The organism is Sinorhizobium sp. GQ132 (genome assembly GCF_059758575.1).
Map to the genome: position 1 here is coordinate 136,774 of NZ_JCAXDX010000010.1, position 23,694 is coordinate 160,467.

The 23,694-nt window shown below is 62.7% G+C and carries 20 protein-coding genes and 1 pseudogene; 19 read left to right on the forward strand and 2 right to left on the reverse strand.

The genetic code is table 11. The annotated features are described in order from the left end of the window. Positions 1–106 precede the first annotated feature (106 nt). From AC6CIG_RS23075 to AC6CIG_RS23145, 15 genes are all read left to right on the forward strand, one after another. On the forward strand, positions 107–1,324 hold the full coding sequence (locus AC6CIG_RS23075) for a deoxyguanosinetriphosphate triphosphohydrolase (protein WP_018097737.1): 1,218 nt from the start codon (positions 107–109) through the stop codon (positions 1,322–1,324). A gap of 97 nt (positions 1,325–1,421) precedes the next feature. Continuing rightward, positions 1,422–3,179: an arginine--tRNA ligase gene (gene argS, locus AC6CIG_RS23080; protein WP_018097736.1), complete on the forward strand. Its 1,758-nt coding sequence runs from the start codon at positions 1,422–1,424 to the stop codon at positions 3,177–3,179. Positions 3,180–3,242: 63 nt separating this feature from the next. Continuing rightward, the gene (locus AC6CIG_RS23085) at positions 3,243–6,071 is read left to right on the forward strand and encodes an SPOR domain-containing protein (protein ID WP_437412242.1); all 2,829 of its coding nucleotides are present in this window, start codon (positions 3,243–3,245) and stop codon (positions 6,069–6,071) included. Positions 6,072–6,179: 108 nt separating this feature from the next. Beyond that, on the forward strand, positions 6,180–7,214 hold the full coding sequence (gene nagZ, locus AC6CIG_RS23090) for a beta-N-acetylhexosaminidase (RefSeq protein WP_437407762.1): 1,035 nt from the start codon (positions 6,180–6,182) through the stop codon (positions 7,212–7,214). Between the two features lie 72 nt (positions 7,215–7,286). Beyond that, positions 7,287–8,126: a segregation and condensation protein A gene (locus AC6CIG_RS23095; RefSeq protein ID WP_437407761.1), complete on the forward strand. Its 840-nt coding sequence runs from the start codon at positions 7,287–7,289 to the stop codon at positions 8,124–8,126. Continuing rightward, positions 8,119–8,838: an SMC-Scp complex subunit ScpB gene (gene scpB / locus AC6CIG_RS23100; RefSeq protein ID WP_437407759.1), complete on the forward strand. Its 720-nt coding sequence runs from the start codon at positions 8,119–8,121 to the stop codon at positions 8,836–8,838. Before AC6CIG_RS23095 ends, scpB begins: the two co-directional genes overlap by 8 nt. A 63-nt stretch (positions 8,839–8,901) precedes the next feature. Further along, on the forward strand, positions 8,902–10,011 hold the full coding sequence (locus tag AC6CIG_RS23105; protein ID WP_338283128.1) for an ABC transporter ATP-binding protein: 1,110 nt from the start codon (positions 8,902–8,904) through the stop codon (positions 10,009–10,011). A gap of 94 nt (positions 10,012–10,105) precedes the next feature. Further along, positions 10,106–10,312 carry a twin-arginine translocase TatA/TatE family subunit gene (locus AC6CIG_RS23110; protein ID WP_003534564.1) on the forward strand — a complete coding sequence of 69 codons (207 nt, stop codon included), beginning with the start codon at positions 10,106–10,108 and terminating at the stop codon, positions 10,310–10,312. Positions 10,313–10,384: 72 nt separating this feature from the next. Further along, positions 10,385–11,032, forward strand: a complete 648-nt coding sequence (gene tatB / locus AC6CIG_RS23115) for a Sec-independent protein translocase protein TatB (protein WP_437407757.1) — start codon at positions 10,385–10,387, stop codon at positions 11,030–11,032. Then, positions 11,029–11,871, forward strand: a complete 843-nt coding sequence (gene tatC, locus AC6CIG_RS23120) for a twin-arginine translocase subunit TatC (RefSeq protein WP_018097729.1) — start codon at positions 11,029–11,031, stop codon at positions 11,869–11,871. Before tatB ends, tatC begins: the two co-directional genes overlap by 4 nt. 134 nt (positions 11,872–12,005) lie before the next feature. Then, positions 12,006–13,289, forward strand: coding sequence for a serine--tRNA ligase (gene serS / locus AC6CIG_RS23125; protein WP_127712582.1), 1,284 nt, complete (start codon positions 12,006–12,008; stop codon positions 13,287–13,289). Positions 13,290–13,316: 27 nt separating this feature from the next. Then, entirely contained in the window at positions 13,317–14,087 is a 771-nt protein-coding gene (gene surE, locus AC6CIG_RS23130; protein WP_102762919.1) for a 5'/3'-nucleotidase SurE, read from the forward strand. Beyond that, complete coding sequence (locus AC6CIG_RS23135) at positions 14,084–14,737, forward strand: protein-L-isoaspartate(D-aspartate) O-methyltransferase (protein ID WP_018097726.1); 654 nt, start codon at positions 14,084–14,086, stop codon at positions 14,735–14,737. The genes surE and AC6CIG_RS23135 overlap by 4 nt, the downstream gene beginning before the upstream one ends. 241 nt (positions 14,738–14,978) lie before the next feature. Then, entirely contained in the window at positions 14,979–15,632 is a 654-nt protein-coding gene (locus AC6CIG_RS23140) for a hypothetical protein (RefSeq protein WP_018097725.1), read from the forward strand. Between the two features lie 266 nt (positions 15,633–15,898). Then, entirely contained in the window at positions 15,899–17,440 is a 1,542-nt protein-coding gene (locus AC6CIG_RS23145; RefSeq protein ID WP_018097724.1) for a LysM peptidoglycan-binding domain-containing protein, read from the forward strand. Between the two features lie 104 nt (positions 17,441–17,544). Here AC6CIG_RS23145 and AC6CIG_RS23150 read toward each other — a convergent pair whose 3' ends face one another. After that, positions 17,545–18,420: an ATP-binding protein gene (locus tag AC6CIG_RS23150; RefSeq protein WP_127712585.1), complete on the reverse strand. Its 876-nt coding sequence runs from the start codon at positions 18,418–18,420 to the stop codon at positions 17,545–17,547. Positions 18,421–18,760: 340 nt separating this feature from the next. On the opposite strand from AC6CIG_RS23150, the gene yajC reads away from it, so the two are divergent. From yajC to AC6CIG_RS23170, 4 genes are all read left to right on the forward strand, one after another. Beyond that, entirely contained in the window at positions 18,761–19,093 is a 333-nt protein-coding gene (gene yajC / locus AC6CIG_RS23155) for a preprotein translocase subunit YajC (protein WP_011975343.1), read from the forward strand. A gap of 164 nt (positions 19,094–19,257) precedes the next feature. Continuing rightward, a complete protein-coding gene (gene secDF, locus AC6CIG_RS23160) occupies positions 19,258–21,834 on the forward strand; it encodes a protein translocase subunit SecDF (RefSeq protein WP_127712586.1) in 2,577 nt (858 codons plus the stop codon). Between the two features lie 2 nt (positions 21,835–21,836). Next, positions 21,837–22,223 (forward strand): Mth938-like domain-containing protein, encoded by a 387-nt coding sequence (locus tag AC6CIG_RS23165; RefSeq protein ID WP_003529512.1) that lies wholly within the window; start codon positions 21,837–21,839, stop codon positions 22,221–22,223. A 21-nt stretch (positions 22,224–22,244) separates the two neighbouring features. Further along, the gene (locus AC6CIG_RS23170; protein WP_018097720.1) at positions 22,245–23,087 is read left to right on the forward strand and encodes a phytoene/squalene synthase family protein; all 843 of its coding nucleotides are present in this window, start codon (positions 22,245–22,247) and stop codon (positions 23,085–23,087) included. Between the two features lie 122 nt (positions 23,088–23,209). On the opposite strand, the pseudogene AC6CIG_RS23175 reads toward AC6CIG_RS23170, so the two are convergent. Beyond that, a pseudogene (locus tag AC6CIG_RS23175) lies at positions 23,210–23,287 on the reverse strand (GIY-YIG nuclease family protein); the annotation flags it as partial. Between the last annotated feature and the right edge of the window lie 407 nt (positions 23,288–23,694).

Below are 23,694 nucleotides of genomic sequence, written 5' to 3' on the forward strand. Positions count from 1 at the left end.
GCCCCGAGGGGACGGAGTCGCCGGCCGGCGTCGCTTTCCTGTAGCGCTTTCTATAGGTATGAAGGCTTGAATGTCCCGTCAATGGGATGACGCGCGCAGGTGTGAAATGACAGTCGACAGGCAGGCCCTTGGTTTCGGTTACGGTGAACACGCAGCTTATGCATCGAACCCCTGGGCTTCCCGCGGCAGACTTTATCCCGAGGCATCGAGCCCTACGCGTTCCGATTTCCAACGCGACCGCGACCGCATCGTTCATACCACGGCCTTCCGGCGGCTGAAGCACAAGACGCAGGTCTTCATTGCCGCCGACGGAGACCATTACCGCACGCGGCTCACGCATACGATCGAAGTCGCCCAGATCGCTCGCGCCCTCGCCAGGGCCTTGAAACTGGACGAGGATCTCGCCGAAGGGGTGGCGCTCGTCCATGATTTCGGCCATACGCCGTTCGGGCACACCGGCGAGGACGCTTTGCACGAGGTGCTGGAGCCCTATGGCGGCTTCGATCACAACGCCCAGTCGCTGCGCATCGTCACCAAGCTGGAGCGGCGCTATGCGGAGTTCGACGGCCTCAATCTCACCTGGGAGAGTCTCGAAGGACTCGTCAAACACAACGGCCCGCTGATGACGGCAGACGGGCAGGGCCTTCGCGGCCCCGTTCCGCAGCCGATTCTCGACTACTGCGCGCTTCACGACCTCGAGCTTGCGAGCTTTGCGAGCCTCGAGGCGCAGGTGGCGGCAATTGCCGACGATATCGCCTATAATACCCACGATATCGACGACGGACTGCGTGCCGGCTATCTCACTTTCGAAATGCTGGAAGAGATACCGTTTCTCGCCCGGTTGATGCGCGAGGTTCACGACCGCTATCCGGGCCTTGAAAGCAGCCGGTTCACGCATGAGATCATGCGGCGGCAGATCACCGCCATGGTGGAGGACGTCATCGCCGTGGCGCAGAAAAGGCTCGGTGAAGACCGGCCGGAAAGCGCGAAAGACGTGCGACGCGCGGGCAGGGTAATGGCAACCTTCTCGGATGAGATGAGCGAGACGGACCGCCAGATCAAGAATCTGCTGATGACGCGCATCTATCGGCATCCGGAGGTCATGCGGGTACGACAGGGAGCGGCATCGATCGTAACGGACCTCTACCGGGCCTTCATGCACGATCCGTCGCTGATGAAGGAGCATTACTGGATCGACCAAATCGCCGGTATGGCGGTGCCGGCCCGGGCGCGCCACGTCGGCGATTACCTCGCCGGTATGACCGACACTTTCGCGATAAGCGTGCATAGGCGCTTGTTTGACCATACGCCTGATTTGCGCTAGTGACGCCCCCGCGTGGAGGCTGCAGGTTCTCGATGGACCCGGCCTCCTTTGAATTTGCGCCATTCTCCAGTGTGGCTGGAAAAAGCGGACGGATTAGATGAACCTTTTCACAGACTTCGAAGCAAGAATTAACAGAATTCTGGAATCGATTGAGATCATTCGTGAAAAGCGATCCGAGCTGGACTTCGGGCGCATCAATGTAGAGCCGCCGCGTGATGCAAGTCACGGCGATGTGGCGACCAATGCCGCCATGGTGCTCGCCAAGCCCCTTGGCATGAACCCGCGCGCGCTTGCGGACCTTATCGTCGAAAAGCTCGGGCAGGATCCGGAGGTTGCCGGCGTTTCCGTTGCCGGTCCCGGTTTCATCAATGTCCGCCTGTCCGTTTCCTATTGGCAGAAGCTTCTGGCAGCCATCACGCGTGCCGGCGTCGATTACGGACGCAGCACGTCCGGCGCCGGACGCAAGATCAACGTGGAGTATGTCTCGGCAAACCCGACCGGGCCGATGCATGTCGGCCATTGCCGCGGCGCGGTCGTCGGTGACGCGCTCGCCAACCTGCTGGCCTTTGCGGGCTATGACGTGACCAAGGAATACTACATCAACGACGCGGGCTCGCAGATCGAGGTTCTCGCCCGCTCGGCATTCCTGCGCTACCGCCAGGCGCTCGGCGAGGATATCGCCGAAATTCCGGCGGGGCTCTACCCGGGTGACTATCTCGTGCCGGTGGGCGAGGCGCTCGCGGACGAGTACGGCACGAGCCTCAGGATCATGCCGGAGGACAAATGGGTGCCGCTCGTCAAGGAGCGTGTCATCGACGCGATGATGGCGATGATCCGTGAGGATCTGGCGGCGCTCAACGTCAACCATGACGTGTTCTTTTCCGAGCGCGCCCTGCACGACAACGGTGCGGCGCGGATCCGCACGGCCATTAACGATTTGACCTTCAAGGGCCACGTCTACAAGGGCACGCTGCCGCCGCCGAAGGGGCAGCTGCCGGAAGACTGGGAAGACAGGGAGCAGACGCTCTTCCGCTCGACCGAGGTCGGCGACGACATCGATCGCCCGCTGATCAAGTCCGATGGCAGCTATACTTATTTCGCGGCCGATGTTGCTTACTTCAAGGACAAGTTCGATCGTGGCTTCCACGAGATGATCTATGTGCTCGGCGCCGACCATGGCGGCTACGTCAAGCGGCTGGAGGCACTGGCGCGTGCGATCTCCGGCGGATCGGCGAAGCTGACGGTGCTGCTCTGCCAACTCGTGAAGCTCTATCGCAACGGCGAGCCCGTGAAGATGTCCAAGCGTTCGGGCGATTTCGTGACCCTGCGCGACGTCGTCGACGAAGTCGGGCGCGATCCCGTGCGGTTCATGATGCTTTACCGCAAGAGCTCCGAGCCGCTCGACTTCGACTTCGCAAAGGTGACGGAACAGTCGAAGGACAACCCGGTCTTCTACGTGCAATACGCTCACGCGCGCTGCCGATCCGTTTTCCGCCAGGCTGCGGAAGCATTCCCTGATCTTGATCTGTCTTCCGTGGATCTCGCGGGCGCGGCCGGCGCGATTGTCGACCCCACCGAAATGCAGCTCGTCGCCAAGCTTGCAGAATATCCCCGCGTGGTGGAGGCGGCAGCACTCTCGCACGAGCCTCACCGGATCGCTTTTTACCTGTATGATCTTGCCGCGGTCTTCCACGGACACTGGAACAAAGGTAAGGAAAACCCGGAATTACGTTTTGTTAACGATAAGAATAGAGAATTAAGCATTGCCAGACTCGGGCTGGTGCATGCTGTCGCCTCGGTATTGAAGTCGGGCCTGTCGATCACAGGCACTTCTGCACCGGATGAGATGCGGTAAGTCGTGTCACCAATTCCCCACAATGCACTGGCAATTCAACGCAGGCAGTTGTGAGTGGAGAGTATGGCAGACAAACAATTCGCACGAAGCGGGCCGGCAGAATTCGAACCATTGGCCGATGATGATCCGTTGAGCGAACTTGCCCGCATTGTCGGTTACGATGCTCGGCCAGCCGTTCAGCAACTGCAGGAACTTCAGCGCCACCAGGAGGCGATGCGGCGCGAGCCGGCCTTCGATCTCGAGGAGGAGCTCCTCCGCGCGTTCGATAGCTACGATACGCCCCATGCAGCGCCTGTTCGGCCCGATAGCGGCCTTGTCGAGCATCCGTCTGCCCCAGTATCGACCGATGGCCCGCACTCTGTCTTCGACGAACAGGTCGCTCAGAATGCAGTCGTCACCGATGTCGCTCCGGCCCTCGATGGGGTCGCCGACGTTGCAGCGTCGCCTTCGATCGAGACCCCGGTGGAACGGACGTCGAACGAGGATTTGGCTGCAGTCGCCGTAGCGCCCCATGACGAACCGGCCGCCGACCTGGAGCGCGAGCTCGAATTGTCGCTTGGCTACGATGCATCGCCGGATGCGACCGACGCCGCCCAGCCGGATGTGGTACCTGCCGGCGTAAGCGACGTTCCTGTCTTCTCCGACTGGCAGGAGCCGCTTTCCGCCAAGCTGGCCGTAGCCGGCAAACTCGCCGAGCAGGCCGGGCTTGCAGAGCCCGTCTATGTCGACATGGCCGGCGATCTCGCCGGTGCGGTCGAGAGCAACGAGCTGGCGGACATTGCCGTCGCACCGCCGGAAATGCCGTCGCAACCGTCGGCTTCCACTGACGCCGACCGGCTCCTGACCGATGTCGAGCGTTTTCCGGTGCCTGCCGCCGCAGAAGTCGCTGCCCCGGCCGTGGCCGAAATGCAGGATCGGCCCGCTCCGGCGGCCGTGAAGAAGAACAACTATCCTTTTACTCCGACGTTCAGCCGCGCGACTCCCGTCGCGTCGTCAGGCGGCGTCTCGCAGCAGCGGGCTTTTGCCACGCCGACCGTCGAGACGGCTACCACAAGCGCGGCTGCCACAAGCCCGGCGGTCGTCGTGCAGAGCGTGTCGCCGGAACGAGCGCCCGAGATGCGTGCGGAAGCAGCGCCTCAGGTGCCCGAAAACCGGATGCCGGAAGCGGAAATCGAGCCGAGCTTCGACATCGAGGACTTCGAACTCGAACTGGCCGACATAGCGCTCGACCTCGATCTTACGGACAGCCCGGTCGGCGATGCGCCGGCGAGTATTGTCGCTACGCAGGCCGCCGTAGCGCACCCGGCGCTCGTGGCAACGCCTGCGCAGCCTTATCTGCAGGCCATGGGCGCGCCACGCGAGCCCGAGACATTCGTCCATCAAGCGCCGGTATCGTCGCAGGACATGCCTGTGCCGGTGGAGCCCGAAAAGCCAACCGCCGACGTAGCCTTGCCTTTCGACCCGGCGATGATCGGCGAGACCGAAAGCGGTGTCGCACCGATCGGCGAACTGGACGTTCCACAGCTCCCTCCGGTCGAGGCGGAGGAAAAAGCAGCGGCTTATCCGGCCGATTACGATCTGGATATCGACGCCGAGATGGCGCAGCTTTTCAGCGCGCCGTCGCCTGCTGCCAAGAACGACGCTAACCTCGAACCCGTGGCTGCATCGGCGGACAAAGCGGATCCTGTATTCGCACCGGCCGATGATTTCGACGAGTTCGAGAAGGCGATGGAGGAAGACTTCCAGCGATCGATGGCGGAGCGCCGGAGCCCAACGCAGGAAGCCGAGCGCATGACGGCGATGCCCCATGCTCAGGCCGAGGAATATCGCGAAGACGGTTATGGCCGGCGGTCCCAGCGCTCGATGTTGCTGGCTGCCAGCGTTGCCGGCATCATCATCGTCGGCGGCGCCGCCGTCTACGCCTGGATGGGCGGCAGCAACGCGGTGCTTTCCGGCGATGGTCCGAAGATCATCCTGGCGGACAAGACGCCGGTGAAGGTCGTGCCCGAGGAGAAGGGCGGCAAGACTGTGCCGAACCAGGACAAGGCGGTTTACGACCGCGTTGCCGGCGTCTCGGGCAAGGCGCCGCTTCAGCAGAGCCTGGTCTCCTCGACGGAGGAGCCGATGGACGTGGTGCAGCGGACGCTGACGCCGGAGACTTTGCCGCTCGAGGGACGTGGAGACGTTGAGACGTTGCCGGGTGCTTCGCCCGCCGACGACGACGAGGTCGCCCGCTTGCTGCCGGGGACCGATGCCGGCAATGCCGCCGATGAAGAGGAAGCGGTTCCCGCCGTTGCACCGCGCAAGGTCCGCACCATGATCGTCAAGCCGGACGGTACGCTTGTCCCCCGTGAGGAACCGGCTCCGCAACAGGAAAGCGCGGCGGCAACAGCCGGCGGTCCGGCGCCGATCCCGGCCCGTGCGTCCGGTGAAGCCGTTGCCGCCGGTTCACAAGCCGAAGCAACGGCTGCCGCGCAGCCGGATCAGCTCGCTGCAGCCTCCGAAGGGGTCACGCCCGTTCGAAGCGTAAAGACGACCGCGCTGCCGCAGGCACGCCCGGCCGCTCAGCCGCAGGCCGCTGCCCCCGCGGAAAGCCAGCCTGCAACCGAAACGGCAGCCGCACCATTGGCGACGGCTTCGGTTCCCGCCGGCAGCTACGTGATCCAGATTGCCTCTCTGCCTTCGGAAGCCGAGGCGCAGAAGAGCTACAACAATCTCTCCTCGAAGTACGCGGGCGTGATCGGCGGTCGCGGGGTGGACATCCGCAAGGCGGAGATTGCTGGCAAGGGCACCTATTACCGGGTCAGGATCCCCGTCGGCTCGCGCGAGGAGGCCAATTCGCTTTGCTCTCGCTATAAAAGCGCCGGCGGAAGCTGCCTGGTAACGAAATAAGCCTGAGAAGAGAAAACAAGAAACGGGCGCGGCAGGGATGCCGCGCCCGTTTTCGTTGCGGGATTGCCGCACGTTTATATGGCCAAGTCGGCTACGCTTTAGGGAAACATGCAGTATGCTTTTCGTATGAGCGAATCAAAAGCATTCATATCCGGCTGCAAGGGCCTTACGCTGACGCAGGAAGAACACGATTTCTTTGCGGGCGAGCGCCCATGGGGCTTCATTCTCTTCGGACGCAATATCGGTGAGGAAGAGCAGATCCGCGACCTGGTGGCGAGCCTGCGTGACAGCATCGGCAACCCCCGGGCTCCGGTGTTGATCGATCAGGAGGGCGGTCGCGTTCAGCGCATACGCCCGCCGCTCGTGCAGCAATATCCGAACGGCGCGGCGATCGGCGAAATCTATCGGCGGGACAGGGAACGGGGCTTGCGTGCCGCATGGGTCATGGGGCGTCTGCATGCCTTCGACCTGATGCGCTTCGGCATCACGGTCGATTGCCTGCCGGTACTCGATGTGCCGGTACCCGGCAGCCATGACGTCATCGGCAATCGTGCCTATGGGCATGACCCGGCGACGGTAACCGCGATCGGTCGCGCGATGAGCGAAGGTTTGAAGGCGGGCGGCATGTTGCCGGTGATGAAGCACATGCCCGGTCACGGCCGGACCTTCGTCGATTCGCATCACAACCTGCCGGTCGTCAGCGCCGGTATCGATGAGTTGAAGAGCAGCGATTTTCTGCCCTTCGCGGCAATGAAAGACGAAGCGATGGCCATGTCGGCGCACATGGTCTTCACTGCTATCGACCCGGACAACCCGGCGACGACCTCTGCGAAGGTCGTGCGCGAGATCATCCGGGGCCACATCGGCTTCGACGGCCTGCTGATGTCCGACGACGTTTCCATGAATGCGCTTGCCGGCGACATGACTGCACGTGCCGGCGGAATAATCGCCGCCGGTCTTGATCTCGTCTTGCATTGTCATGGCATTATGGAAGAAATGAAGGCCGTGGCAGATGTCGTTCCGGTTCTCTCCGGCGAGAGGCTCCGCCGGGCGAGGGCTGCCGAGGCTGCTTTCCGGGAACCGGACGACGCGGTCGAAGCTGAACTGCGCGCGGAATTCAACGCAATGTTCGCGCTCGCCTAGGCTCTCGAGCCTGGCGCGCGGGTCCGTTGCTGAAAGGGCAGGGTCGTGAGCAAATCGGACGAAAGGCAGGAAATGCCTTCCGCGAAGGCGCCGATGGAGCCTTTGTGGCAGGACGAGTCTGCCCGTCGCGGATTGCACGAGGACGAACTCGTCGTCGACATCGCCGGCTTCGAAGGTCCGCTGGACCTCTTGCTGCACCTCGCGCGCAGCCAGCGCGTCGATCTTTCCCGCATCTCGGTGCTGGCGCTGGCGGAACAATATATCGCCTTCGTCGAGCGGGCACGGTCTATCCGTATCGAGCTTGCCGCCGACTATCTCGTCATGGCGGCGTGGCTTGCCTACCTCAAGTCGCGCCTGCTCATCCCCCAGCCGGCAAAGGATGAAGGACCGTCGGGCGAGGAGATGGCCTCGGCGCTTGCATTCCGCCTGAAACGTCTGGAGGCGATGCGCGACGCCGCGACGAAACTCGTGAACAGGAACCGCCTCGGCCGGGACATCTTCGTGCGCGGCGCGCCCGAACACATCGTCACGGAGAGGAAGTCCGATTATGACGCCTCGCTCTACGACCTGCTGACCGCCTATGCGACGCTCAGGCAGCGTCAGGCGATAACCCAGGTGACGATCGAGAGGCGGCATGTCTGGTCGCTCGGCGATGCCCGTTTGATCCTGGCGAGAATGGTCGGCAGCCTTGACGACTGGACCGCGCTCGACCATTTCCTGATCCGCTACATGACGAGCCCGAAGGAGCGCGCGACGGCGATTGCGAGCTCCTTTGCGGCCTCACTCGAAATGGTGCGCGAGGGGCGTTTGGAAATTCGTCAGGAGGGCGCTTTCACGCCGATCTATCTGCGGCGCGGGCCAAATCCGATCGATGCGGCAACCTTGGCGGAGATGGAGGCGGCACGTGGCTGAAGCCCAGAAATTCGTGCCGGGTGACGAGGATTACGAGGAAGAATTCTCTTTCGATCCGAGGCTCGAGCAGGAAGCCGAGCGGATCGCCGAGGCCCTTGTATTTGCCTCCGCCCAACCGGTTTCAGAAACCTATATTGCCGGCCGCCTGCCGCGCGGCGTCGACGTCGCAACCGTTATGGCGCGGCTCAAGAGCCGATATGCCGGCAGCGGCGTCAACCTTGTTCAGGTCGCCGATCATTGGGCCTTCCGCACTGCCGCGGATCTGTCCTTCGTCGTCAATACGGAGGAGCAGGAGGTCCGCAAACTGTCGCGCGCGGCGCTGGAGGTGCTGGCGATCATCGCCTATCACCAGCCGGTGACGCGGGCAGAGATCGAGGATATCCGCGGCGTCCAAACTTCGAAGGGTACCCTCGACGTGCTGATGGAGGCGGGATGGGTGCGGTTCCGCGGCCGCCGACGTACACCCGGACGTCCGGTGACCTTCGGCACGACGAGAGACTTCCTCGATCATTTCGGCCTCGAAGAGATCCGCGACCTTCCGGGCATCGAGGAGCTGAAGGGGGCCGGCCTGCTGTCCGGGCGTGTCCCTTCCAATCTGAACATTCCGGTTCCGATCGGCGACGACGAGTTTGCCGATAACGAGGATCCCATCACGCAGATGGACCTCGAAGAACTGGGCCTCTTGACACCGAAGGCTGAAGAAGACGATTAAAAATCCTGAGTATGGATATCGGCTTTAGGTTAGAGCCGGATCTTCGGGTCGAGGAATGCAAGCATGGTTTCAGATGCGCGTAGCGGCGCCGTCACGATGACGAGGCGCTCGGGTGTGTCGTTCGCAGCGAACCTGGCATTCGAGAATATCAGCCATCGGTATCATTCCAAGGAAACGATCAAGGGTGTTACGCTCAAGGCCGAGGCCGGCGAAGTGCTCTGCCTGCTCGGACCTTCCGGCTCCGGCAAGACAACGCTGTTGCGCATCGCCGCGGGCATCGAGAAGCAGACGGGCGGGCGTCTGCTGCTGAATGGACAGGAAATATCCGGCCCTTCCATCTTCATTCCGCCGGAGCAACGCGGCGTCGGCCTGATGTTCCAGGACTTTGCCCTTTTCCCGCATATGACCATCCGTGAGAACGTCTGTTTCGGCTTGACCGAATTGCCGAAGAAGAAGGCATTGCTGCAGGCCGATGCCGCGCTGGAGCGGGTCGGCCTTCTGCATTATGCCGAGCGGTATCCGCATGTGCTCTCCGGCGGCGAGCAGCAGCGCGTGGCGCTGGCCCGTGCGCTTGCGCCGCGGCCGGCGGTGCTTTTGATGGACGAGCCTTTTTCCGGCCTCGATTCCCGTCTGAAGGATTCCATCCGCGCCGACACGCTGGCCATACTGCGCGAGACGCGCGCGACCGCCATCGTCGTAACGCACGACGCCGAAGAGGCGATGCGTATGGCGGACCGGATCGCACTGCTGAAAGACGGCCGGCTGGTGCAGGTCGGCACGGCGGACGAGCTCTATCGCCAGCCCTGCGATCTCTTCACTGCCGGCTTCTTCTCGGAAATTAACGTCTTCGATGCGCGCGTGCGGGACGGCCATGTCGAAACGCCGCTGGGGGTTGTGGCGACAGGGCAATATACGGAGGGGCAGCCACTGAGCGTAGCGGTGCGTCTTTCCGGCATCCGGCTCGACGAGACCGGTGGAGAAATTCCGGCACGCATCGTATCCCGGCGCTTCCTGGGCGTCGTGGAGCTTCTGGAACTCGCCGTACCGCAGTCCGAACGTACCGTTCGCGCCCGCATCCGCGCCGATTTGCTGCCGCAAGGATTGCGTGACGTCACGCTTTCCGTTAACGAGCGCGACATATTGGTGTTTGAAAAAGACGCATCAACACCTTAGGGTCCGCCAAGAGGATGGCGTGCCCGGAGGGTGCGCCTGAAAAATGACAACGTGCTGGGCTCTAATCTGTTTAGGGTCTCGAGGGAGTAAGTGGATGGGTTCCTTTAGTATCTGGCATTGGCTGATCGTCCTGGCGGTGGTTCTGCTGCTGTTCGGCCGCGGCAAGATCCCCGAGTTGATGGGCGACGTTGCCAAGGGCATCAAGAACTTCAAGAAGGGCATGGGCGACGACGAGGTTGCTTCGGCCGACAAATCGATCGACGGCAAGACCGTCGACCACAAATCTGACGAAGTCCGCTGACGGTCGGAGGCTGACGGGACTGGGTGCGACAGCACCCGGTAGCCCGTATCACGGGTTTTTAGGGCGCGTCGGATGCTTGATATCGGCTGGACCGAGCTTGTTGTTATCGCAATCATCTTGATCATCGTCGTCGGTCCGAAGGACCTGCCGCCGATGCTGCGCGCGTTTGGACGGATGACGTCCAAGATGCGCGGCATGGCGTCCGATTTTCGGCGGCAGTTCGACGAGGCGCTGCGTGAAGCCGATCTTGACGACGTGCGCAAGACGATCAGCGATGCGCAAAGCCTCAATCCGACCGCGGCATTGCGGGATGCGATGAATCCGCTGCGGCAGCTCGGTAACGAGATCAAGTCCGATCTGCAGAAGGCGACCACGCCCGACAGGCCGCCAGCCTCCACGACGCCCGAACCGCTGGTCGAACCGGTCAGTACCGACGCCGCCGGCGAAACGGCGGCAGTAGCCACGGATAAGGTGGCGGCGGCAGCGGTGAGCTCGGCATCGAGACAGATGGACCGTGCCGCCGACGCGCCGAAGGCGAGCGAACCGGAACCTGCCGCCAAGTCCAGAGCGCAGTCGAAGAAGTCGGGCGCTTCCGTCACGAAGAAGGCCGCAGGCGAAACGGCGCCGAAGAAGTCGCCGGCGCGCCAGGCGCCGGGCGAAGCGCCGGCTGCGAGCAAGTCGAAGACGCGCGCGGCTTCGCGCAAGAAAGGTGACGCATGAGCCGCGATATCGAGGACCGGCCGCAGCCGCTTATCGAGCATCTGATCGAACTGCGCACGCGGTTGATGTGGGCGGTGGGCGCATTCTTCGTGGCGTTCCTCGTCTGCTTCTATTTTGCCAAGCAGCTGTTCAACCTCCTTGTTCTGCCGTTCAAGTGGGCCGTGAGCTGGGCCGGGCTCAGCCACCGCAACGTCGAGCTCATCTACACGGCGCCGCAGGAGTTCTTCTTCACGCAGATCAAAGTCGCGATGTTCGGTGCGCTGGTGATCGCATTTCCGGTCATCGCCTCGCAGGTGTACAGGTTCGTTGCACCCGGCCTTTACAAGAACGAACGCGCTGCCTTCCTGCCATTCCTGGTCGCTTCGCCACTCCTGTTCCTGCTTGGCGGCGCGCTGGTCTATTTCTTCTTCACGCCGATGGTCATGTGGTTCTTCCTCGCCATGGAACAGGGCGGCGGCGAAGGGCAGGTTGCGATCCAGCTCCTGCCGAAGGTGTCCGAGTATCTCAGCCTCATCATGTCCCTGGTCTTCGCCTTCGGTCTGGTGTTCCAGTTGCCGGTCATCACGACGCTCCTCGCGCGTGTCGGCTTCGTCACCGCCCAGGGCCTCGCCGAGAAGCGCAAATACGCGATCGTGATCGCCTTCGTGGTCGCAGCGGTTCTGACGCCGCCGGATCCGGTTTCCCAGATCGGCCTTGCGCTGCCAGCCATCCTTCTCTACGAAATTTCAATCTACACGGCGCGACTCGTCGAAAGGCGAAGGGCTGCCGAGGCCCTCGAGCGCGAGGCTGCCTCTGAGCAGGAAAGCTCGTCCGAGACGGCTGACCCCGCCAAGGGCTGACCGCGGACGTCTTGCGCCGTTCACGGCGCCCTCGCTCCTCGCACGCGCAAGGGGCGCTGTGGCATTCTGAATCGCTGCAGGATTTCGCCGTAAGCGGCTCCGACGTCCTGCAGCAACTAACGCGTGGAACGACTATGCTCGATATCAAATGGATCCGTGAGAATGCAGACAGGCTCGACGACGCCCTGGCGAAACGGGGTGCGGAGCCGTTGTCGGCGTCCCTGATCGCACTTGACGAACGTCGCCGCGCAGTCCTCCAGTCCCTGCAGGACATGCAGTCGCGGCGCAATGCTGCGTCGAAGGAGATCGGCGCGGCGATGGCCCAGAAGAACAGCGAGCTGGCCGACAGGCTCAAGGCCGAAGTCGCCGACCTCAAGAATGCCTTGCCGGCGGCCGAAGTGGAAAGCCGTCAGATCGAGGCCGAGCTCTCGGACGCGCTGTCGCGCATCCCCAATACGCCGCTCGACGATGTGCCCGTCGGCGCGGACGAAAGCGCCAATGTCGTGACGCGGGTCGTCGGCGCCAAGCCCGGCTGGAATCACAAGCCTCTCGAGCATTTCGAGATCGGCGAGGCGCTGGGACTGATGGACTTCGAGGGAGCGGCCCGGATTGCCGGGTCGCGCTTCACCATCCTGAAGGGCCAGCTCGCCCGGCTCGAGCGGGCACTCGGCCAGTTCATGCTCGATCTGCACACCGGGGAGCATGGTTACATCGAGGTTCAGCCGCCCTTGCTCGTCCGCGACGATGCGATGTACGGCACCGGCCAGTTGCCGAAATTCTCCGACGATCTCTTCCGCACGACCGACGGGCGCTGGCTGATCCCGACTGCGGAAGTGCCGCTGACGAACATGGTGCGGGAGCAGATTCTCGACGGTGAGAAACTGCCGTTGCGCTTCACTGCGCTGACCCCGTGCTTCCGCTCCGAGGCCGGTTCCGCCGGTCGTGACACCCGCGGCATGTTGCGCCAGCATCAGTTCAACAAGGTCGAACTGGTGTCGATCACCGACGCCGAAAGTTCGATCGACGAGCACGAGCGCATGACCGCTTGTGCCGAGGAGGTGCTCAAGCGCCTCGGCCTGCACTACCGCGTCATGACGCTCTGCACCGGCGATATGGGGTTCGGCGCGCGAAAGACCTATGATCTCGAGGTCTGGTTGCCGGGGCAGGACGCCTATCGCGAAATTTCCTCCTGCTCCGTCTGCGGCGATTTCCAGGCCCGTCGGATGAACGCACGTTACCGCGGGAAAGAAGAGAAGGGGACGAAGTTCGTCCACACGCTCAACGGATCCGGCGTCGCGCTCGGCCGGGCGCTGATTGCCGTCATCGAGAACTACCTGAATGACGACGGCTCGATCACGGTGCCGGACGTCCTTGTGCCCTATATGGGCGGCCTGCGGCGGATCGAGAAATCGGCCTAGCACGAATGAAGCGGAAGAAGACCGGCAATGCGCATCCTGCTGACGAATGACGATGGCATTCACGCCGAGGGCCTCTCCGTGCTGGAACGGATCGCCCGGACGATATCGGACGACGTTTGGGTGGTGGCACCGGAAGTGGACCAGAGCGGGCTTGCCCATTCTCTGACGCTTTCGGAGCCGCTGCGTCTGCGCCCGGTTTCCGAACGGCGCTTTGCGCTCCGGGGTACCCCGACCGATTGTGTCATCATGGCGGTCAAGAAAATTCTTGATCGCAAGCCCGACCTCGTCCTTTCCGGCGTCAATGTCGGCGCAAATCTTGCCGACGATGTCACCTATTCCGGAACCGTGGCCGGCGCCATCGAGGGAACGCTGCAGGGCATTCGCTCGATCGCACTCAGCCAGGCCTTTCAATATGCCGTTGGCCGCGACGTTCCCTGGGATGTAGCAGAGACGCACGCACCGGCGCTCATCCGCACATTGATGGGAGTCGATCTGCCGGACGGAACGCTTATCAACCTGAACTTCCCGAACTGCGCCGTCGATGCCGTTGCGGGCGTTGAAGTCACGTCGCAGGGCAAGCTCGAATTCGGTCTCAGCATCGACGAGCGCACGGACGGACGCGGCTTTCCCTATTTCTGGCTCCGTTTCGGCGAGCGTGCCGGCGATTTCCGTTCCGGCACCGACATCAGGGCTCTTCGAGACAACAGGATTTCGGTAACCCCGCTTAAACTGGACATGACCGATCATGCCGCTCAGGAGCGCATCGCGCGGGCATTGCGGGAAGGAAGTGTCGCTTGAGCGGACGAATTTCGCAGCAGGAGGGGTTTGCAGCGATGGCGCTGCGGCTTCGCTCGGGCGGCATCGTCAATCATGAGCTGCTGAAGGCTGTGGAGCAGACGCCGCGGACGCTCTTCGCTCCGCCGCAATACCAGGACGAAGTCTACTCCAAGCGGCTGATTCCGCTCGATTGCGGCTCGTTCATGGAGGGCTGCGACATGGCCGTGCGGCTTCTGCATTGTCTCAATCTCAAGCCGGGCCAGCGTATACTCGAGGTCGGAACCGGCAGCGGCTTTACCGCCGCCGTGATGGGGCGGATCGCCGAGCGCGTACTGACGATCGAGCGGTACCAGACACTCGTCGCATCGGCGCAGAAAAACCTCGAGAAGGCGGGCGTGCGCAACGTCGTCGTCCGCCAGGCCGATGGCAGCGCAGGAGTGCCGGGTGAGGGCACCTTCGACCGGATCCTCATTACCGCCGCGTTCAACAGCCTTCCCCGGACGTTCTCCGATCATCTCGTCTCCGGCGGCACGCTGTTGGTGCCGATCATGATGAGCGAAACGCATTGCCGCATCGTTCGCGTCAACCGCACCGGTAGCCGCTTCGACCGGGAAGACCTGTTCGATGCGCCTTACCTCCCGATCGTCCCACAGGTAGCGTCGTTCCTTTAGTCTAATTTTTTGGAATCGATGACGTTCATGTTTTTAGGCCGACCCGACCTGAAGCATCGTGATCTCGTGCGCCTCCCGGAAGCGGGTTAATACAATCTTAACCCGCTCCAGCCCCGCGCAAGCTTCCCTCTTTAGGTACCCGACCTGAAATCATCGTGATCCAGGCCGGGGCGGCATGAGATGACGCGGAGTACGCATTTGCTCCGCATCGCGGTCGTCATGCGACAGACGGAGACGGCATATGCAGATCGAGAACAGGTTGAACGCTGCCGCTGCGTCCGGTGATGGCTTGGGAAATCTCGCCGGGCGTTCGGCCGACCAGGCCGGTGCCGCAGACAAGGGCGAGAGCGGGGCGCTGGTTGCGCCTGCGGGCTTCGTCGACCCGACACCGCGCATTTCGCTGTCCGCCGACGCGTTGCTCTATCTCGGCCGGGCAAAAAGAACGCCTGAGAAATTGCCGCCGCTTACGAAGGACGAGTGGAACAATCGTCTTTCGCCGCAACTTGCGGCACGCGAGTACCAGGCGTTCGGCAAGCTCGCAGAAACCGGTGACTACAGGGCATATTACCGGGCCTTCATCGACTATTATGACGGCCTTCGCCCGGAGGATCAGAACAGCCTGCGCTATTTCGGGACGCGCGAAGCGGCGGTCGCGGGCCTGCGCTCGCTCGACTATGATGCTGACAGCGGCCTCGACATAGATGCCAAATTCGAGAACCTGGTCAGCGTCTTTCTCGAAGAAGACAAGATTGCCCCTTCGCCGGCCTCGACCACGATGTCGCCGGCAGAGCGCGCCTTTTTCGCCTGGGATGCGTCCAATATCAGCTATGAGGTAAATGCGCCCGAGCCGAGACCGATGACGGAAATCGAACGGCTTTATTCCGAGCTGCTATAGGGTGTTTCACTGTTTCGCTGAAACAGTGAAACGCCCTGCCACTTTTGGAATTGCGCACTTCCGGACGGAAACCGTTACACACTTTTCCCGGAGGCGCTCTGGCGAACCGTATCCGGGTTCCGCAGCGCGCGTATGACCGGAAAACGCCCGGTTCGGCGCGGCTATGGTTAGCATTTCGCCAAAGTGGTGCCGTCTTTAACCGGGCGGTAACTCTAATGCGCTTTAATCCTTCTACAGCGAGTTGCGTTCGGAGTGGGTAAAGCGTCATGCGTAAATTTGTATCTCCCCAGGCAGGCAAGTCCATGATCCGTCTCTGTGCGGCGATCCTGCTTGCGGGTGTAGCGACCGGTTGCAGTTCTGACGCCAGCCGCTTCGGCGGGCTCTTTTCGCGGTCCGACGACATAATGACGGGTGCGATCCCGCAGGGCTCGAGTACGGTACCGAGAGGCGATGTCGCGAGCGGCGGTGCGGCGCCCTCCTACGGGAACAACGCAGCGCTCGGTCAATCCTATCCCTCCGGCGGCGGCAACGGAGGCTACAACACGGCGGCGGCCTCGCCGGTATCCAGCGCCCGTGTCGCATCGACGCCGATGAGCGTTCAGCGAACGAGCCTCGATGAACCATCCTCCGCATCTCGGCAGCCGCAGGTTCAGACCGCCTCCCTCGCGTCGCAGGCTGCTGCCCTCCCGAAGGCGGAGCCGCTGGCGGGGGCTGCCAAGGATATTCCCAGCAAGGGTGGCTGGAGCGCCTCCAACGCGCCGACCATCATGGTCCGTCAAGGCGACACGGTTGCCGTTCTCTCCAGACGCTTCGGCGTCCCCGAGAAGGAGATACTGAAGGCGAATGGCTTGAAATCGGCAAGCCAGGTAGAGCCGGGTCAGCGGCTCGTCATTCCGGCGTTCGGTACGGCAGGCAGCGCCGCAAAGGCGGCCGCGTCGGGTTCGATCGCCGACGTGGAGGGCGGCAAGAAGCGTCCGTCTCCGCTGCCGACCGATCAGCGCGAGGTGGCGATCCTCCCCGGCCAGTCCCAGTCGCGTGAAAAGAGCGAAAGCCGCAGCGATGTCGCGGCGGGCAAGCTCAACAGCGCCGGCGAGGGCGGTGGAGATGGTGCCTATACGGTCAAGCCGGGCGACTCGCTCAACCGTATCGCCAAGGCGAACGGCGTTTCGGTCGCTGCCCTGAAGCAGGCGAACGGGCTTACGACGGAAGCCATCCGCATCGGGCAGAAACTCAACATCCCGAGCGCTTCGGCGAAAACGCCGGCGACCGATGCGGTGGTCACGGCTTCTGTTTCGGCCAAGAAGAACGAGGCCCAGGCGGCTTCGACCGAGCAGGGCAAGCTGACCGAATCCAAAGCGCCTGCCGCCAAGGAAAGCGTTTCGGAGGTCGCCATCCGGTCGGATGGTGACGAGGATCTTCCGAAATCGACCGGAATCGGAAAGTACCGGTGGCCAGTCCGTGGCGCGGTCGTCGCGGCCTATGGCGCCAATGTCGACGGCAACCGAAACGATGGCATCAACATTTCGGTGCCGGAGGGGACGCCCATCAAGGCAGCCGAGAACGGCGTCGTGATCTACTCGGGCAGCAGCCTGAAAGAACTCGGCAATGCCGTTCTGGTGCGCCACGACGACGGTACGGTGACGGTTTACGGCAACGCTGCCGAACTCAAGGTTCAACGCGGTCAGAAAGTCCAGCGCGGCCAGACGCTCGCATCCTCCGGCATGACAGGCAGAGCGACCCGGCCACAAGTTCACTTCGAGGTGCGCAAGAATGCGACCCCGGTCAACCCTGCGACCTATCTGGAATAAGCCGTGGCACCGGTCGCTTCCGGCTTATGCGCAAATCGAAAGCGCCGCGTGTCTGGCAAGACGCGCGGCGCTTTTGCGAGCACGCCGGCAGACGGCAAGTGCGATTACGCAGGAGTGTCGAGCTTTCTGCGCAGACGACCGGCCAGATCCTGAATGAATTGCCATGCGACGCGGCCGGACCTCGACCCTCGCGTCGTGGCCCATTCAAGAGCCTCGGCATGCAGCGGTTCCGGCTCGAGAGGCAATTTGAAGTACTGCGCATATCCGTCGACCATCGCCAGATAGTCATCCTGGCTGCATTTGTAGAAACCGAGCCAAAGCCCGAAGCGGTCGGACAGCGACACCTTTTCCTCGACGGCTTCCGAGGGGTTTATGGCGGTGGATTGCTCGTTTTCCATCATGTTGCGGGGAAGCAGGTGTCTGCGGTTGGACGTCGCATAGAGCAGAACGTTTGCCGGCCGCCCCTCGACGCCTCCGTCGAGCACCGCCTTCAGCGACTTGTAGGAGGTATCGTCGTGATCGAAGGAGAGATCGTCGCAGAAGACGATCACGGGCATCGGCGCCGCCTTCAGGATTTCCATCAGCACGGGCAGGGTGGCGATATCCTCCCGGTGGACTTCGACGAGCTTGAGTGCGCTTCCGGTGTCCTGGGCGACCTTTGCGTGAACGGCCTTGACCAGCGACGATTTGCCCATCCCGCGGGCGCCCCACAGGAGCACGTTATTTGCCGGATAGCCGTCAGCGAAGCGAAGCGTGTTGTCGAAGAGAATGTCGCGGACGTGGTCGACGCCGGTAATGAGCGTGAGATCGATGCGATTCGGGTTAGGGACGGGCTGCAGGTGGCGCGTGGCCGGTGCCCAGACGAAACACTCCGCCTCATGCCAGTCGTTGACGGCATATGCCGGTCCGGCGATGCGCTCCATCGCGGCCGAAAGCTTCTGTATTTCGTTGAGCAGGACGTCGATCTTGCTTTCGGGCATTTCATCTATCTCCGGCAGGCTGGATTTCGAACATGAGCGGCCGACCCGCGCGATAACGGGCGTGCGCCGGCTTAACCCAAATCCTTGAATCGCCGCGACGTTCATCCTCCGGTCGAATCCGTTGAAGCTGCCGCCGGCGGCGTTTTTCTCGGTAGCACGGCGGTTTGCGCTGGAAAAGACCGGCAGCCTGCAACCAGGGGGTTCTCCTGCTGCGGAATTTGTGCCAGAGGCAGGAGAAACGGGGAAGTGTACCGACGATTTGCGTTACGGGACGGCTTGCCTATATTCCGGCAGGTTTGCCGCGGGGGCAAGCGCGCAATTTGAACTCAAGGAGTGATCGATGTTTATTACCGAAGCTTTCGCGCAGACGGCGGCCCCTGGGGGCGGCGGCGCCGATATTCTGATGTCCATCCTGCCATTCCTGCTGATTTTCGTGGTGATGTATTTCCTGATCATCCGACCGCAGCGTGCGCAGATGAAGCGCCGCGAAGAGCTCCTGAAGAACATCCGGCGCGGCGACCAGGTCGTCACCGGCGGCGGCATCGTCGGCAAGGTGACCAAGGTCGTCGACGATACGGAGCTCGAGGTGGAGATCGCCGAGGGCACCAAAGTCCGCGTTGTGCGCAGCGGCGTATCCGAAGTTCGCGTGAAGGGCGAGCCCGTCAAGGAATAACTCCGGCGCGGGAACGTGAAGAAGCGTGCGCGGTTTTGCCCGCATACCGCGCTTGCTATCGGCATCGATCACGGTTTGATTTTGGACCGACGCGAGGCCAAAATCACCGTGGTTAAGGCAAGGGCCGCGACCGGCAGAGACCGGCGGTTGGAGCATTTCGAAATATGCCCAGGTTGTCGCCGTTCAAGAACATTCTCATCTGGCTGGTCGTTCTTGCGGGCCTCGCCTTCGCACTGCCGAATCTCCTTTCCAGAGAGCAGCTTGCCGACTGGCCGACCTGGCTGCCGCATCGGCAGGTGCCGCTCGGGCTCGATCTCAGGGGCGGTTCCCATATCGTCCTGAAGGTCAGCCGCGAAGACATCGTCGCGGAACGCCTGCAATCGACCATCGACACGATCGCCGATGCCCTGAGACAGGCGGATATCCGCTATACGGGGCTGTCCGGAAGCGGGCAGAGCCTGCAGTTTCGTCTCCGCGATGCAACGAAAGCACCAGCGGCACGCGACGCGCTGAAGGCGTTGGTCGCCCCTGTTCGACAGGGCGGATTTTTCGGGAGTTCCATACAGGAACTGGTCTATGAGGGAAGCGCGACCAGCGACACGCTTCGGCTTCGCCTGACGGACGAGGGCATAGATCTCAGGGTCTCAGATGCCGTCGCCCAGTCCATCGAGGTCGTACGCCGGCGGGTCGGCGAAGTCATCGCCGTCGTGCCGATCATAGAGCGTCGCGGAGGTGACCGGCTGAGCGTGCAGGTCCCCGGTCTGGACGAGCCGCAAAGATTGAAGGATCTCCTCGGACAGCGAGGAGATGTCGCCCTGAAGTGGCTGGATTCCTCGATGCCGGCACAACAGGCCGTGGATACGAGGCCGCCTGCCGGGTCCGAGGTCCTCTATTCGCTGGACGATCCACCAATACCCTACCTGGTCGAGAGACACGCCTTTGCTGCGGCACCGGACTTCGTCGAGGCGCAGCCGGGCTTCGATCCGGCAACGAGCGAACCTGTCGTCAATGCAAGGATTACCGCCGGGGCTGCCGCACGGATCGCGCCGGTCCTGCAGTCGGATCCACGGAAGCAGTTCGCGATCGTGCTCGACGGGCAGGTTATCTCGACGTCCGTTCTAGACGGCGCGCTTTCCGGTGATAGCGTCCGGATTGCCGGAAATCTCTCGGAGGACGGGGCGAACGACCTTGCCGCCCTGATGCGCGCCGGCCCGCTTCCCGTTTCGCTGACCGTCATCGAAGAGCGTACCGTCGGTCCCGAGGACGGCGCCGACGCGGTGGCAAACGGCCTCACGGCGGGCCTGATCGCGGCCATTGCCGTCGCCGCCTGTATGATTGGCTTCTACGGCTTCTTCGGTGTCGTCGCCGTCATTGCCGTCATCGTCAACGTCGTGCTGATCATCGCGGTCCTGTCCGTCACCGGCGCCACGCTGACATTGCCCGGAATTGCCGGGATCATCCTCACGATCGGAATTGCGGTCGACTCGAACGTTCTCATCTATGAGCGGCTGAGGGAAGAAGCGCGTACCAGCGGTAAACCCTTGCGAAGGGCGCTGGACGACGGATTCGAGCGCGTCTTGAGGAGCATCGTCGATGCGAATCTGACGATATTCATCGCGGGCGTAATCCTCCTCTATCTCGGGTCGGGCGCTATTCGGGGTTTTGCGGTTACGCTTGCCATCGGCAGCGTCACCACCATTCTGACGGCGCACAGCCTGACACGCCGCCTCATTCGCGGGTGGTATCGCCGCCGCCTGCCGCGGCGTCTGCCGCGCGGCATCCGGACGGGATTTTTCAGTCGGGCGGATTTCCGTTTCATGGCGATCCGCAATCCGATCTTCATTCTGATGACAGCATTGTCGCTCGCTTCGCTGGTTCTCCTGACGAGCCTCGGGCTCAACATGGGAGCAGATTTCAGGGGCGGCTCCGTCATCGAATTGAGGGCACGGACCGGCGTCGCCGATGGTGCCGACATCCGTGCCCGTCTCGATGAATTGAACCTCGGAGACGTTCAAGTCGAGGAACTTGGATCGGCGCGAGACGTTCTCGTCCGTATCCCGTCGCAGGAAGCCGGCGACAATGCCGAGCAGACGGCCGTCGGGCTGGTTCGCTCCGAACTCGAGGATCAGTATGTCTTCCGGCGTGTCGAGGTGGTTGGCCCCGGGGTTTCCGGCGAGTTGACGAGGGCAGGGTCGCTCGCCGTTGCCGTTGCCGTGCTGGCCGTGCTGCTTTACGTGTGGCTCCGCTTCGGCCGGCGATTTGCCGTCGGAGCCATCGTCGCGACCTTGCATGATGTCCTGCTGACGCTCGGGTTCCTCGTCGTGACAGGCATCGAATTCAATCTCGCCAGCATCGCAGCGCTGCTGACGATCGTATGCTACTCGCTGAGCGACACCATGGTGATTTATGATCGAGTCCGGGAGAATCTGGTGCGCTATCGAAGGATGCCGCTTTCCGTCCTGATCGACACGTCGATCAACCAGACCCTGTCGCGGACCGTCCTGACCGCCTTGACGACGCTCCTTGCTCTCGTTGCGCTGTATCTGTTCGGAGGCAGTGGTCTCGTCCAGTCCTTCAGCGCGACACTCATATTCGGTGTGCTTGTGGGCACCGTTTCCTCGATCTATATCGCGGGACCGCTGCTCATCCTCTTCAATCGCCGAAACAATCGTCTTGGAGGCACGGAGGATCCGGCGGACCGGGATGCCTCGTCGGAGACGGAAGCAAAGGGTGCGGTGTGACCATGGCAAAAGGGATCGAAATGCGCGAAGCGCACTTTCCGGGACGCGCGCCTGTCGACGCCTACGGCAATGGCGGCTTCCGCTTCGCCGACATGTCGCATCGCGGGTCGGTTCTGATGTTGCCTTCCGGCATCTACGCCTGGGACGTTGCCGAAGGCGACGTGCTCGCGGTCGCGAAATTCCAGCGCATCTTCGATGAGGCGCGTGACGTCGAGGTGCTGCTCGTCGGCACCGGCCGGGAAATCCGTCCTTTGCCGGGAGACCTGAAGGAGGCGCTCAGGGCCGCCAACATCTCGTCCGATCCGATGAGCACGGGGGCGGCGGTGCGGACCTATAACGTAATGCTGGCGGAATCGCGGGCCGTCGCCGCGGCATTGATCGCGGTGTGAGGCGTTCGAAGGAAACCCTGCGTGCAACAGTCCGATGATCAGATTCTCGCAACCTTGCGGGACACCGACCGCGATCGCTACCTGGCCTGTCTGCTTTCTCCTGCGGAGAAGCGCCACTCGCTCGCGGCGCTCTATGCCTTTTACGCGGAGATCGCCCGCGTCCGCGACACGGTCAAGGAGCCGCTTCCCGGCGAGATCCGGCTGCAGTGGTGGCGTGACATTCTCGAAAACCAGCAGTCGGACGGCGCGGGGCATCCGCTGGCCGAAGCGCTGCTGCGTTGCATCCGCGAGCATCACCTTCCTGTCCGCGTCCTGCAGGATATGATCGATGCACGCATTTTCGATCTTTACGACGACCCGATGCAGGACAGGGCGGCGCTGGAGGGCTATGCCGGTGAAACCGCATCGGCGCTCATTCAGCTTTCATCTCTCATCCTGGACCCCGAAAATGCTGCGAAATCGTCAGACGCAGCCGGTCATGCCGGGGTTGCTCAGACGGTCGCCGGTCTCCTGCTGCTTCTGCCGGTTCATACCGGGCGTGGGCAGGTCTATCTTCCTGCCGAGCTTTTGAGCGCAACGGGCCTCGACCGGGAAACGCTTCTTGCCGGAACCGACGAGAGTGCGATCGAAAGGGCCGTTCGCGCCTTCTGCGGCCTCGGTCGCGATCATCTCGCCAAGGCACGTGAAAGTGCAGGCGCGATCTCCGCCCGGAATTTCTCCGCTTTCCTTCCCGTGGCCCTTGCCGAACCGGTGTTCGATCGCGCGGAGGCCGCCGGAGTACGAATCCTCCGTCAGCCACTGCGGCCGCCGCAATGGCAGCGGCAATGGCGGATGTGGCGGGCGAGCCGGCGCCGGCAGTTTTAGACGAAGGCCCGCTGAGATACCCGCCGCCGCTTGTTGATCGCCTCATCCCTGTGACGAGCACAGGATGAGGGTGGAGAGGGTGCGGTCCCTAGGCGCGTTTCATAAACCATGAAGATAGCGGGGCGGCGCGGAAGGGCCCAAGTGACGCCCGTATACAGCGTCCCGTTTCGCCTCGATGCGAGAATGTAGTAGCCGCTCATCCCGGCCCTCATTCCTGTGCTTGTCACAGGAATCCAGCCAGACCAAGTCCTTGGGCTGAAAGAACGCTTCCCGCGCCGCAGACGCGGCGCTGCTGGATCCCTGTGACGAGCACAGGGATGAGGTGGAGAGGGCGCGCTCCTCGGCGCGTTTCATAAACCGTGAAGATAGCGAGGCGGCGCGGAGGGCCCCAAGTCACGCCCGTATACCACGTCCCGCTTCGTTTGGACGCGAGAATGTAGACGTGACCTTTCATTGCGTGACAGGTTGACCGTTCCCTCGCATATTCGTAACGGAGTTGTATTGGCCGCACATCCCCGGTCCCTCATTCCTGTGCTTGTCACAGGAATGCAGCCAGACCAAGTCCTTGGGCTGAAAGAACTCTCCCCGCGCCGCAGACGCGGCGCTG